Below are 13,756 nucleotides of genomic sequence, written 5' to 3'. Positions count from 1 at the left end.
CGCTTCTCGCGCAGTTCCCCGCGCCCCTGTCGGGGCTTTCTCTAGGTATACGGAGATCGCCCCGGCCCCGGACATGCGTATACCGGTCTCCGGCGATACCGATGTCCGTCGGCTCTGGCTGAGGGTTAGCTGAGGGTGTGCCGCGGGGCTTCGGGAGGAAGCGGTGCGGTGGAGCGTCGGGCAGTAATGGTCAACTCCCCACGGCTGTCGTGGCAACGGCCCTCCGTCGTGGCGCCCGGAGCGCGGCACACCCGGTGGCTGCCCTCGTCGGCGGGGCAGCCACCGCACAGGGGCTCAGACCGCCGGGGCCTTCGCCCGCAGCACCTTCAGGAACTCCCGCATCCAGGCCGCGTGGTCCGGCCAGGCGCGGGACGAGACCAGGGTGCCGTCGACGACCACCTCCGTGTCGCGGAACGCGGCGCCGGCCGTCTGCATGTCCGTCTCCAGCGCCGGATAGGCCGTGACGCGCCGGCCCCGCAGACCGTCCACCGCCGCCGTCAGGAGCGGGCCGTGGCAGATCTGGGCCACCGGCTTGTCGGTGTCGAAGAACGCCTTGACGATCTTGCGCAGCTCGGCGTCGCCGCGCAGGTACTCGGGCGCGCGGCCGCCCGGGATCACCAGAGCGGCGTACTGGCCCGGGTCGACTTCGGCGAAGGCCAGATCGGCCGGCCAGGTGTATCCCGGCTTCTCCGTGTACGTGTCGAAGCCGGGCTCGAAGTCGTGGATCACGAAGCGGAGCTTCTTGCGGGTGGGGGCCGCGATGTGGACCTCGTAGCCCTCCTCCAGCAGACGCTGGTACGGGTAGAGGACCTCCAGCGACTCCGCCGCGTCGCCGGTCACGATCAGGATCTTGAGTGCCATCGGTCACACGCTCCCGGGTCGGTCGTGGGCGATGCGGGCCGAATCCGCCGCCGTGCCCAACGTGCCGCCGCCCGGGAGTCCTGACAAGAGGCGCCGTTCTGTGCAGAGTGTCAAAGTTCGGCCACCGGATTTGTACACATGCGGCTCATGACGTGCCCCCCGTAGGGAGCGATAGCCTGGTCCCGTGATCAGCGCGATATCTCGCGGGGGCATCGTCGCCCCCTGCCCGCGCCGGGAGAAGACGGACCGCCACAGCGGCCGCCCCCGGCGCTCGGACGCTGATCGTTTCCGGCGGATGGCCAGTTCGTTGAAAATGGCGCATTACCGTCCGCTCTTCTCCCAATCCGGCATAACGTCGAAGCAGACCGGACACCCCGCGTCGCGGCGTTACGTCGAGCCAAACATGTCTACGTCACGCAACGGCGCGCGACAGGAGCCAGAGGACAATGCAGACCAAGCTGGACGAAGCCAAGGCCGAGCTGCTCGAACGGGCCGCCCGGGTTGCTGAGAACAGCCCGGTAGGGGGGCACCTACCGACGGGCGAGGGCACGCACACCGTCGAGAACATCGACACCGTGCTCACGTTCCTCCAGCGCTACTACCTGCACACCGCGCCCGAGGACCTGGCCGACCGTGACCCGGTCGACGCCTTCGGAGCCGCCTACTCGCACTACCGGCTGGCCGAGAACCGGCCACAGGGCACCGCGAACGTACGGGTGCACACCCCGACGGTCGAGGAGAACGGCTGGACCTGCAGCCACTCCGTCGTCGAGGTCGTCACCGACGACATGCCGTTCCTCGTGGACTCGGTGACCAACGAGCTGTCGCGGCAGGGCCGGGGCATCCACGTCGTCATCCACCCGCAGGTCGTCGTGCGGCGTGACGTCGCGGGCAAGCTGCTCGAGGTGCTGCCGGCCGGGACCACCGCCGAGGGCCACGACGTGCTCACCGAGTCGTGGATCCACGTCGAGATGGACCGCGAGACCGACCGCGCCGACCTCAAGCAGATCACCACCGACCTGCTGCGCGTCCTGTCCGACGTGCGCGAGTGCGTCGAGGACTGGGAGAAGATGCGCGACGCGGCGCTGCGCATCGCCGACGAGCTGCCGGGCGAGCCCACCGCGGGCGACCTGCGCGACCAGGAGGTCGAGGAGGCCCGCGAGCTGCTGCGCTGGCTCTCCGCCGACCACTTCACCTTCCTCGGCTTCCGCGAGTACGACCTCACCGACGACGACTCGCTCACCGCCGTCCCGGGCACCGGCCTCGGCATCCTGCGCGCCGACCCGCAGCACGACGGCGACGACCTGCACCCGGTGTCGCCGTCCTTCAACCGGCTGCCCGACGACGCCCGCGCCAAGGCCCGCGAGCACCGCCTCCTGGTGCTGACCAAGGCCAACAGCCGCGCCACCGTGCACCGGCCGTCCTACCTCGACTACGTCGGCGTGAAGAAGTTCGACGAGAACGGGAACGTGGTCGGCGAGCGCCGCTTCCTCGGTCTGTTCTCCTCCGCCGCGTACACCGAGAGCGTCCGCCGCGTCCCCGTCATCCGCCGCAAGGTCGCCGAGGTCCTCAAGGGCGCGGGCTTCTCGCCCAACAGCCACGACGGCCGCGACCTGCTCCAGATCCTGGAGACGTACCCGCGCGACGAGCTGTTCCAGACCCCGGCCGACGAGCTGCGGTCCATCGTCACGTCCGTGCTGTACCTCCAGGAGCGGCGCCGGCTGCGGCTGTACCTGCGCAAGGACGAGTACGGGCGCTACTACTCCGCGCTCGTCTACCTGCCGCGCGACCGGTACACCACCGGCGTCCGGCTGCGGATCATCGACATCCTCAAGGAGGAGCTGGGCGGCGCCAGCGTCGACTTCACCGCCTGGAACACCGAGTCGATCCTCTCCCGGCTGCACTTCGTCGTCCGGGTCGCGCCGGGCACCGAGCTGCCCGCGCTCACCGACGCCGACTCCGACCGCATCGAGGCCCGGCTGGTCGAGGCCGCCCGCTCCTGGGCGGACGGCTTCGCCGAGGCGCTGAACGCCGAGTGCGGCGAGGAGCGCGCCGCCGAACTGCTGCGCCGCTACGGCCAGGCATTCCCCGAGGGCTACAAGGCCGACCACTCGCCGCGCGCCGCCGTCGCCGACCTGGTCCACCTGGAGCAGCTCAGCCACGGCGACCGCGAGGGCAAGGACTTCGCGCTCTCGCTGTACGAGCCGGTGGGCGCCGCCCCCGGCGAGCGCCGGTTCAAGATCTACCGCACCGGTTCGCCCGTCTCGCTCTCCGCCGTCCTGCCGGTGCTCCAGCGCCTGGGCGTCGAGGTGACCGACGAGCGCCCGTACGAGCTGCGCTGCGCCGACCGCGCCACCGCGTGGATCTACGACTTCGGCCTGCGGATGCCGAAGCCGGGCAACGGCAACGGCGGGGAGCTGGGCGCCGACGGCCGCGAGCGGTTCCAGGAGGCCTTCGCCGCGACCTGGACCGGACTCGCCGAGAACGACGGGTTCAACGCCCTGGTCCTGGGCGCCGGGCTGAACTGGCGGCAGGCGATGGTGCTGCGCGCGTACGCCAAGTACCTGCGCCAGGCCGGCTCCACCTTCAGCCAGGACTACATGGAGGACACCCTCCGCACCAATGTGCACACCACGCGCCTGCTGGTGTCGCTGTTCGAGGCGCGGATGTCGCCGGACCGCCAGCGGGCCGGCACCGAGCTGACCGACGGGCTCCTCGAGGAGCTCGAGGGCGCGCTCGACCAGGTGGCCTCGCTCGACGAGGACCGGATCCTGCGGTCCTTCCTCACCGTCATCAAGGCGACCCTGCGCACCAACTTCTTCCAGAGGGCGGCGGACGGTGCCCCGCACACGTACGTCTCCATGAAGCTGGACCCGCAGGCCATCCCCGACCTGCCCGAGCCGCGCCCCGCCTACGAGATCTGGGTGTACTCGCCGCGCGTCGAGGGCGTCCACCTGCGCTTCGGCAAGGTCGCCCGCGGTGGCCTCAGGTGGTCCGACCGCCGCGAGGACTTCCGTACCGAGATCCTCGGGCTCGTGAAGGCGCAGATGGTGAAGAACACCGTCATCGTGCCGGTCGGCGCCAAGGGCGGCTTCGTCGCCAAGCAGCTGCCCGACCCGAGCGTGGACCGGGACGCCTGGATGGCCGAGGGCGTGGCCAGCTACAAGACGTTCATCTCGGCGCTGCTCGACATCACCGACAACCTGGTCGCCGGCGAGGTCGTGCCGCCGTCCGACGTCGTGCGCCACGACGAGGACGACACCTATCTCGTCGTCGCGGCCGACAAGGGCACCGCGTCCTTCTCCGACATCGCCAACGGCGTCGCGGAGTCGTACAACTTCTGGCTGGGCGACGCCTTCGCGTCCGGCGGCTCGGCCGGGTACGACCACAAGGGCATGGGCATCACCGCGCGCGGCGCCTGGGAGTCCGTCAAGCGGCACTTCCGCGAGCTGGGCGTCGACACCCAGTCCGAGGACTTCACGGTCGTCGGCGTCGGCGACATGAGCGGTGACGTCTTCGGCAACGGGATGCTGCTCTCCGAGCACATCCGCCTGGTCGCCGCCTTCGACCACCGGCACATCTTCATCGACCCGAAGCCGAACGCGGAGACCTCGTACGCCGAGCGCCGCCGCATGTTCGAGCTGCCGCGCTCCTCGTGGGCGGAGTACGACAAGGAGCTGATCTCGGCGGGCGGCGGCATCTTCCCGCGCTCCGCCAAGTCGATCCAGCTCAACGCCCACATCCGCGAGGCCCTCGGCATCGCGTCCGGCCAGGCCAAGATGACCCCGGCCGAGCTGATGAAGGCGATCCTCCAGGCGCCGGTCGACCTGCTGTGGAACGGCGGCATCGGTACGTACGTGAAGGCGGCCTCGGAGTCGAACGGGGACGTCGGCGACAAGGCCAACGACGCGATCCGCGTCGACGGCCAGGACGTCCGCGCCAAGGTCATCGGCGAGGGCGGCAACCTCGGCGCGACCCAGCTGGGCCGCATCGAGTTCGCCCGCACCGGCGGCAGGGTCAACACCGACGCCATCGACAACAGCGCGGGCGTGAACACGTCCGACGTCGAGGTCAACATCAAGATCCTGCTCAACGGCCTGGTCTCCGAAGGGGACATGACCGTCAAGCAGCGCAACAAGCTGCTCGCCGCGATGACCGACGAGGTCGGCCATCTGGTGCTGCGCAACAACTACGCGCAGAACACCGCGCTCGCCAACGCCGAGGCGCAGTCGTCGTCCCTGCTCCACGCCCACCAGCGCTTCATGCGCCGGCTCGGCAAGCAGGGCCACCTCGACCGCGGCCTGGAGTTCCTGCCGAACGACCGGCAGATCAAGGAACTCCTCAACAACGGCCGCGGCCTCAGCCAGTCGGAGCTGGCCGTCCTCCTCGCGTACACGAAGATCACGGCCGCCGACGAGCTGATCCAGACGTCGCTGCCCGACGACCCGTACCTGCGCCGGCTGCTCCACGCGTACTTCCCGCAGGACCTGCGCGACAAGTACGGCGAGGCCATCGACGGGCACGCGCTGCGCCGCGAGATCATCACGACGGTGCTGGTCAACGACACGGTGAACACCGGTGGTTCGACCTTCCTGCACCGGCTGCGCGAGGAGACCGGCGCCTCGCTGGAGGAGATCGTGCGGGCGCAGCTCGCCGCGCGCGAGATCTTCGGCCTGAGCGAGGTCTGGGACGCGGTGGAGGCGCTCGACAATGTCGTCGCCGCCGATGTCCAGACCCGGATCCGGCTGCACTCGCGGCGGCTCGTCGAGCGCGGCACCCGGTGGCTGCTCAACAACCGGCCGCAGCCGCTCCAGCTCGCCGAGACGATCGACTTCTTCCGGGACGGTGTCGCCGAGGTCTGGGCCGCGCTGCCCAGGATGCTGCGCGGCGCGGACGCCGAGTGGTACCAGTCGATCTTCGACGAGCTGACCGGTGCCGGGGTCCCGGAGGAGCTGGCGCGCCGGGTCGCCGGGTTCTCGTCGGCGTTCCCGACGCTGGACATCGTGCAGATCGCGGACCGGATGGGCAAGGAGGCGCTGGACGTCGCCGAGGTGTACTACGACCTCGCCGACCGGCTCGGCATCACCCAGCTCATGGACCGGATCATCGAACTCCCGCGGGCCGACCGCTGGCAGTCGATGGCCCGTGCCTCGATCCGCGAGGACCTGTACGCGGCGCACGCGGCCCTGACGGCCGACGTGCTCGCGGTGGGCAACGGCGCGGCCACGCCGGAGCAGCGGTTCAAGGCGTGGGAGGAGAAGAACGCGGCGATCCTGGGCCGGGCGCGCACGACCCTGGAGGAGATCCAGGGCTCGGACGCCTTCGACCTGGCGAACCTGTCGGTGGCGATGCGCACCATGCGCACCCTGCTGCGCACGCACTCGTGACGCGCCGGGCCTAGCCCGTACGTTCACCGGGGCGCCCCGGGCCACTGCGGCCCGGGGCGCCCCTGTGTCGTTCCGCTGATCCGTCATCTGCCGTTCCCGCAGGCGCAGTTGGCCGCGCGGCGGCCGTGGCTCCCCGGGCCCGGCGCCGTATTCTGCCCCTGTTCTTGACGTGCTCTTGCCTGCCTCCTGACGTCGTCCGGCTTGATGGACTCCCTGCCCCCGGGGCCACGTCTCGGGGCAATGCGGGACATTGCGTCTAAAGTGGACTCCGATTGTCTGATGACCGCTCAGGGAGAGCCGATGCCGTCGAAGCCAGCCGATTCGCCGAGGTCGCCCCGGACGGCGGACCGCGCCCTCGCGCTGCCCGACACCTGGGCCGCGACCCCGCTCACCGTCGTGATGCCCACGTACAACGAGGCCGGGAACCTGCCCGGCATGGCGGATGCCCTGATGGGGCTCGAGCTGGCCGGGCTGCGGCTGCTCGTCGTCGACGACTCCAGCCCCGACGGCACCGGCGACATCGCCGAGGAGTACGTGCGACGCTTCGGCGCCGACCGGATCGGCGTGCTGCACCGCGCGGGCAAGGAAGGACTCGGCCGCGCCTACGCGGCCGGGATGAGCCGGGCCGTCGCCGACGGCGCGCGCTACGTCCTGCAGATGGACGCCGACGGCAGCCACCCGGTGGCGAAGGTCCCCCAGATGCTGGGGGTCGCCCTGGCCACCGGCGCCGGGGTCACCATCGGCAGCCGCTACGTCCAGGGCGGCACCCTCTCCGACGCCTGGGGCGCGCACCGCCGGCTGCTCTCCCGCTGGGCCAACGCCTACGCGGGCACCATCCTCGGCACCCGGGTCCGCGACATCACCGGCGGCTTCAACCTGTGGCGCGAGGACACCCTGCGCGCCATCGACCTGGCCTCCGTCGACAGCGCGGGCTACAGCTTCCAGGTCGAGATGAAGTACCGGGCGCTGCGCCGCGGACACGGCGTCGTCGAGATCCCCATCCACTTCGAGGACCGCACGGTCGGCGAGTCGAAGATGAACCTGATGGTGCAGCTGGAGTCGGTCGCGATGCCGTGGAAGCTGCGCGCGAGGGCCCGTTGACCGCTGCGGAGGCCGCGCGCGAGGGCCCGTTGACCGCCGCGCCCGCCCGCATCGCGGCCGGCGCCGCGGCCTGCGGTGTGCTCGTGCTGCTGCTCGCCGTCGTGCTGCGGCTGCCCTGGGCGGGCGACCTCGGCATCCACGCCGCCACCGTCGAGCGCCTGCGCCACGACCTGCTCGACCCGGGCGATCCCCTGGTCAGGGCCGACGCCGACAGCCCGTACTACAGCCCCTGGACGCTGCTGCTCGGCCTGGTCGCGAAGGTGACCGGCCTCGGGGTGTTCGTCGTGCTGCGCGTCGGGGCGTTCGTCTCGCTCGCGGTGCTCGCGGGCGGGGTGTGGGCGTTCACCGGTACGTTCCTGGAGCGCGCGGCCGCGCGCTGGCGGCGGGCCGCCGCGGCGGGGCTCGTCCTGCTCTGCCTGGTCCTGCTGTGGGGCACGACGCTGTTCAACTGGAGCGGCTACTCGGGCCTCAACTCCCTGGCCCTGTGCGTCGCCTACCCGAGCACGTTCGCGCTCGGCGCCTCGTTCTGGCTGTGGACGCTGCTGCGCCGGGCGACCGCGTGGACGCACTTCCTGGGCGCCGGGGTGCTGTGGGCGGTGATCCTGCTCAGCCACCAGTTCACGGGCGTCGTCGCCTCGCTCGGCGCCCTCGCCATGGTCCTCGGCGCCCGCCCGTGGCCCCGACCGCCGCACTGGCTGCGGCTCGCGGGCGGGCTCGCGACCGGGCTCCTCCTGCTCGCGCTGTGGCCGTACTACTCGTTCTTCGCGCTGTTCGGCGCGGGCGACAACCTGGAGGCCATCCACCGCTCGCTCTACCGGGACCTGCCCGCCCGGCTGTGGCTGGTGGCGCTCGTCGGCGGCGCGGCGCTCGTCCTGCGGTGGCGGCGCGACCGGCGCGACCCGCTGGTCCTGTTCTGTCTGTCGGGCCTTGCCGTGTTCGCGGCCGGCGGCCTGACCGGTCACTGGTCCTGGGGCCGGGCGCTGCCGGCCGTCCTCGTCCCCGCGCAGGTCGCGGCCGGCGTCGAGGTGTTCCTCGCCCCGCGCAGGGCGGTGCGGCTCGGCCTCGGCTGGGCGGTGGCGGCGGCGCTGGTGCTCGGCGCGTGGACCCAGTCGGGGACGCTCGGCTATGTGCTGCCGCGCTCGGCGCTGCCCGCGACCGTCGCCGCCAAGTACCGCGAGCCGTGGGGCGGTTACCACTGGATCACGCCCTGGGCGGCGTACGGCGACGTGGTGCTCGCCAAGACGTTCCCGGCCCGCCAGATCCCCGCCTACGGGCCGTACACGGTCGCCCCCGGCTATCCGGACTTCTTCCTCGCCGACGAGCGGGCGCGGGAGGCCGCCGTGGAGACGTACTTCGCGGCCGGGACCGCACGCCGGGACCGGCTCCGGGTGCTGCGCGAGTACGGCGTGCGGTGGGTCGTCGCCTATCGCGGTGACGGCGGGCTGCGCGCCGGGGACCCGGCCCTGGAGCGGGTGGCCGTCGGTCCCCGGGGGCAGCAGCTGTACCGGGTGCGCGTCAGCGGGTGAGGACCGACACCAGGCGTACGGCCCGCCGCACCCGCCGCGCCATCGGGTTGCGGCCCACCTTCCGCGCCACGGGCCGCACCACGCGGGCCGTCAGTCCGACCGCCGCCCAGCGCACCTGGAGCCGTCCGGCGCCGCGCCCCTCCGGTTCCACCGTCACCCGGTGCTGGTGGAACTCCGACGTGAACGACGGGAAGTCCAGCGGCGCGAGCAGCAGCCCCGTGTTGCGCAGTCCGCCCGGCGCCTGGAGCTGGAGGAGCGGGTGCCGGGTGCCGTCGAAGCCCTGGGCGGGCAGCGCGGCCTGTGTGAGGTCCAGGTCGACGCGGCCCTCGAAGACGCCGGGGCGCACCGGGTCGAGCCGGAAGCGGACCGTGGTGCGGCGGCGCCCGGGGGAGAGCAGCAGCGCGGCGACCTGCGGGCCGACCGGCAGGCGCAGCGCCGGGTCGTGGGTGCGGATGTGCAGGGCGAGCGAGGCCGGGCCGGGATTGCGCTTCACCGAGACGATCTCGTGCCGGAACTGGGCGCCGGGGAACGGCCGGGAGTCCAGCGCCAGGTCGTCCAGGACCAGCTCGCGGCGTGCCTCGGGTGTGGCGGGGAGCGTGCCGCCCCAGTAGAGGCTGCCCCCGTCGTCCGTCACCGCCTCGCGGGGGGCGACCCCGTGGCCGAGGCCGCGCGCGGCGAGCCGGGCCTCGTCGAGGCGGCCGTCGCGGACCAGCTGGAGGACGACGCGCTCGGCGCGCGGCAGCCGTGCGTAGGCGCCGGGGGCCAGGCCCGCCAGATACGGGTTCACGATCCCGGCGAACCCTTCGAGCCAGTCGTCGGCCCGGTAGGGCAGGTCGCCCGCGTACATCCGGAAGTCGTGCTTGAGGAACTTGTAGTCCTTGGCCTCGCGCACCGCGTCGCTGAAGCCGCCCTGCTCCAGGAAGGCGTCGATGAGGGTCTGGACGTGGACCCGGTCACGGACGTTGGCCAGTTTGTGCCGCTGGTTGGAGATGGAGGCCGCGGACTCGGCCGCGTACGGCGCGATGTACCAGCGGTAGACGGTGTCGGGGACGACGGTGAAGGATCTCGCGAGGCCGTACGCCTGCGCCGAGAACAGCTGGTCCTCGTAGTGGATGCCCTCGGGGAAGCGCAGGCCGTGGCGGTCGAGGAAGGCGCGCGCGTACATCTTGCTCGTCGACAGGTGCTCGAAGAGCAGCGCGGGCTCGGCCTCGATGCCGGGGACGCTGCGGCGCTCGGCGACCAGGTGCGGCATCCACGTCGAACGGTGGCCCGTGTCGACCCTGATCCGCTGCACCGCGCCCATCGCGAAGTCGATCGCCGGGTTCTCGCGGTGGGCGGCGAGCAGTGACTCGACGGCGCGCGGCGGGAGTTCGTCGTCGCTGTCGAGGAACATCAGGTACGGGGCGCGGGCGATGTCGAGGGCGCGGTTGCGCGGGGCGCTGCACCCGCCGCTGTTCTCCGGCAGCCGCAGATACGTGATGCGGTCGTCCTGCGCGGCCAGTTCCCGGGCCACCTCGGGCGTGCGGTCCGTCGAGTGGTCGTCGCTGATGACGATCTCGATGTTGTGGTGGGTCTGCGCCTGGAGCGAGGCGACGGCGCGCGGCAGCCGCTCGGCGTCGTTGAAGACGATCACGGTGACGGTCACGTCGGGGGTCTGCGCGGGCATCAGCCGGTCGCCTCCTCGGGGGTGGGAGCGGGGGTGCGGGACTCGACGGGGAGCACCGGCGGCAGGCTCTCCTCCGGCTCGCCCAGGAAGACGCGGCGCACGACGCGCTCGGCGGCCCGCCCGTCGTCGAACTCGCAGAACCTGCGCCGGAAGTGGGCGCGCATCTTCGCCGACGCCTCGTCGCGCCAGGCGTCCGTCGCGAGGATCTCGGTCAGGTCCTCCTCGGTGCGTGCCACGTGGCCCGGCGGCTCGGCGAGCAGGTCGAAGTAGGTGCCGCGGGTGCGGGCGTACGTCTCCCAGTCGTCGGCGAAGCTGATGATCGGCCGGTCCAGGTTGGCGTAGTCGAACATGATGGACGAGTAGTCCGTGACGAGCGCGTCGGAGGCCAGCGCCAGCTCCTCCACCGGGTCGTACGCCGATACGTCGATGACCCGGCCGGTGCGCCGCAGGCCCGCCAGCGGGGAGGCGCCGCCGCCGTAGAAGTAGTGGCCGCGTACGAGCAGGACCGTGTCGTCGCCGAGCCGCTCGGACAGGGCCGCCAGGTCCAGGCGCGGGGTCCAGCTCGCCTCGTAGTCGCGGTGGGTCGGCGCGTACAGGACGGCCCGGCGGCCCGGGGCGATGCCGAGGCGGTCGCGGACGGCGCGGATGTCGGCGGCGGTCGCCCGGTAGTAGACGTCGTTGCGGGGATAGCCGTGGTCCAGGGAGACGTAGTGCGACGGGTAGGCGTGCTCCCACATGCGGGTGGAGTGGCTGTTGGCGCTGACGCTGAAGTCCCACTTGTCGACGCGGGCGAGCAGGGCGTCGAAGTCGAGGCCGCGGGAGGCCGTCGGGTAGGCGCGCTGGTCCAGGCCCATCTTCTTCAGCGGGGTGCCGTGGTGGGTCTGGAGGTGGATCGCGCCGGGGCGCTTGACCACGGCGTTCGGGAAGTTGACGTTGTTGGTGAGGTAGCGGGCGCGGGCCAGCGTCTCCCAGTAACGGCGGGTGCCGGGCACGATGTGGTCGGTGCCGGGCGGGACGAGCGGCTGGGCCGCCTTCGACACCACCCACACCGGGCGGATGTGCGGGGCGAGTTCGCCGAGTTTCGCCGCGATCGCGGCCGGGTTGCAGGCGATCCCGCGGTCCCAGTAGGCGGAGAAGACGGCGAGGTCCGGGTCGACGGGCTCGCGCAGGGCCTTCTGGTAGTGGTGGTCGAGGACCTTGGCGCCCAGCTGCCGCTTGCGGGTGCGCAGGGTGGTGCGCAGGCCGCGCCGCCGCTGGTTGGCCGCCTGGAACGCCCGGTACTTGGCGTACGCGTCCTCTTCGAGCAGTCTGCGCCGGATGCCCTCCATGCCGCCGGGGCGCCGGTATCCGGCGGGCTTCCAGCGGACGGCCGCCGCCGAGGCGCGGTGGAAGAACTCCCGCGCCACCGCGTCCGGCATGGTCTCGCGCGCCACGACCCGCATCGTCTCGGTCGCCATCAGGTCGTACAGGACCGCGCGCGGCCGGGGCGCGGACTCCCGCCGGTGCAGCAGGCGCTGGAGGCGGTCGTAGGTCTCGACGAGTCCGTAGCGCTGCTCGGCGGTCACCGCGGGCAGGCTCTCGCGCCGCAACTCCCGCACCTCTACGACCACTTGGTCGAGGCAGGCGATCCGGTCGGCGAGGGCCAGGGCGGCGCGGGCGGCGAACATCTCGTCGGGGTCGGCCAGTTCGGCCTCGTGGGTGCGCCAGAAGGCGGCGCGCAGGGCGCGCTTGGCGAGCAGCGGGGTGACGCGGAGCAGGTCGGGGGCCTGGTCGAGGGTGACGTCGCGGCGGGCCACGCGGGCGAGCCGGCCGGCGTCGGCGCCGGACGTGCCGGTGGAGCGCCAGGTGGTGCGGACATGGTCGGCGACCACCACGTCGACCGCCGGGTCCACCTCGGCCAGCCGGTCGAGGAGCGTCCGCACCGCACCCGCGGGCAGCCGGTCCTTGGCGGGCACGAACCACAGCCAGGTGCCGCGCGCCCGCTCGGCGCCGGCCGCCCGTGCCGCCGCGTCGCCGGTGTCCCCGGGCAGCGGCAGGACCGTGCCGCCGGACCGTGCCGCCACGTCCTGCGCGTCGTCCCCGACGGCCGCCGTCACCAGCTCGGCCTCGGGTGGCAGCTGGGCGGCCACGCCGTCGAGGCAGACGCCGAGCAGTCCCTGCACGTCACGCCCGTACACGATGATGCTGAGCAACGGCTCGCCGGTCCGGGTTATCTGCACAGGGACTCCTCGCTTCTTCTGGTCCTCTTCTGGCCACCGCCCATGAGTCATATTTGCACTAAGCGGACAAAAGGGTAAGCGCAGTTGTGCCTCACTGGGCCTCATGGGGGAAGAGGCGGCCCGGTGAGGTCAGGTTCCCTTTGCGGTGTTCTTGCCGGTTGCGGGCGTCTTGGGCTTCTTGGCCGGGTTGGTGAACGCCTCGTAGGCCGCGAGGACCTCCTCCGTCGGTCCGTCCATCCGCAGCTCGCCGCGCTCCAGCCAGAGCACCCGGTCGCAGGTGTCCCGGATCGACTTGTTGCTGTGGCTGACCAGGAAGACGGTGCCCGCGCGCCGGCGCAGTTCCTTGATCCGCTGCTCGGAGCGCTTCTGGAAGGAGCGGTCGCCGGTGGCGAGCGCCTCGTCGACGAGGAGGACGTCGTGCTCCTTGGCGACGGCGATGGAGAAGCGGAGCCGCGCGCCCATGCCCGACGAGTACGTGCGCATCGGCAGGGTGATGAAGTCGCCCTTCTCGTTGATGCCGGAGAAGTCGACGATCTCGTCGTAGCGGTCGCGGACCTGTTCGCGGCTCATGCCCATGGCGAGGCCGCCGAGCTTGACGTTGCGCTCGCCGGTGAGGTCGTTCATCAGGGCGGCGTTCACCCCGAGCAGGGAGGGCTGGCCGTCGGTGAAGATCCGCCCGTTCTCCGTGGGCAGCAGTCCGGCGACGGCCTTGAGCAGGGTCGACTTGCCCGAGCCGTTGGTGCCGATCAGGCCGATGGCCTCGCCGCGGTAGGCGGTGAACGACACGTTCCGCACGGCGTGGACCTTGCGGACGCCCGCGCGCCGCTCGACCTTCTTGCGGCCGCGCAGGATGCGGCTGAGGGCGGCGGTCGCGGCGCCGCGGCCCGCGCCGGTGCCGTTGACCCGGTAGACGATGTCGACGCCGTCGACGATGACGGTGGGGACGCGCTCGTCCTGGGGTTGCGGGGTCTTGTCGTGGAGGGCGATCGCCTCGGT

At 72.1% G+C, this 13,756-nt stretch carries 7 protein-coding genes; 3 read left to right on the top strand and 4 right to left on the bottom strand.

Annotated features, from left to right (window positions below; all coding sequences use genetic code 11):
- Nucleotides 1-294: 294 nt before the first annotated feature.
- Complete coding sequence (locus ABZ930_RS28865) at nucleotides 295-861, bottom strand: DJ-1/PfpI family protein (protein WP_361553845.1); 567 nt, start codon at nucleotides 859-861, stop codon at nucleotides 295-297.
- 446 nt (nucleotides 862-1,307) lie between these two features.
- Between ABZ930_RS28865 and ABZ930_RS28860 the strand changes: the two genes are divergently transcribed.
- From ABZ930_RS28860 to ABZ930_RS28850, 3 genes are all read left to right on the top strand, one after another.
- Complete coding sequence (locus ABZ930_RS28860; protein WP_361553842.1) at nucleotides 1,308-6,248, top strand: NAD-glutamate dehydrogenase; 4,941 nt, start codon at nucleotides 1,308-1,310, stop codon at nucleotides 6,246-6,248.
- A 300-nt stretch (nucleotides 6,249-6,548) separates the two neighbouring features.
- Entirely contained in the window at nucleotides 6,549-7,349 is an 801-nt protein-coding gene (locus ABZ930_RS28855; RefSeq protein WP_361553839.1) for a polyprenol monophosphomannose synthase, read from the top strand.
- A gap of 29 nt (nucleotides 7,350-7,378) precedes the next feature.
- Nucleotides 7,379-8,875: a hypothetical protein gene (locus ABZ930_RS28850; protein ID WP_361553907.1), complete on the top strand. Its 1,497-nt coding sequence runs from the start codon at nucleotides 7,379-7,381 to the stop codon at nucleotides 8,873-8,875.
- Here the strand turns inward: ABZ930_RS28850 and ABZ930_RS28845 are convergent.
- The 3 genes from ABZ930_RS28845 to ABZ930_RS28835 all read right to left on the bottom strand — a co-directional run bounded on the left by ABZ930_RS28845 (nucleotide 8,865) and on the right by ABZ930_RS28835 (nucleotide 13,747).
- Complete coding sequence (locus ABZ930_RS28845) at nucleotides 8,865-10,541, bottom strand: glycosyltransferase (protein ID WP_361553836.1); 1,677 nt, start codon at nucleotides 10,539-10,541, stop codon at nucleotides 8,865-8,867. The genes ABZ930_RS28850 and ABZ930_RS28845 overlap by 11 nt on opposite strands.
- Nucleotides 10,541-12,760 (bottom strand): CDP-glycerol glycerophosphotransferase family protein, encoded by a 2,220-nt coding sequence (locus ABZ930_RS28840; protein ID WP_361553833.1) that lies wholly within the window; start codon nucleotides 12,758-12,760, stop codon nucleotides 10,541-10,543. Before ABZ930_RS28840 ends, ABZ930_RS28845 begins: the two co-directional genes overlap by 1 nt.
- A gap of 129 nt (nucleotides 12,761-12,889) precedes the next feature.
- A complete protein-coding gene (locus tag ABZ930_RS28835; protein WP_361553904.1) occupies nucleotides 12,890-13,747 on the bottom strand; it encodes an ABC transporter ATP-binding protein in 858 nt (285 codons plus the stop codon).
- Between the last annotated feature and the right edge of the window lie 9 nt (nucleotides 13,748-13,756).

The organism is Streptomyces sp. NPDC046716 (assembly GCF_040645755.1).
Lineage (GTDB): Bacteria > Actinomycetota > Actinomycetes > Streptomycetales > Streptomycetaceae > Streptomyces.
This window is presented reverse-complemented; position numbering and strand designations above follow the sequence as displayed.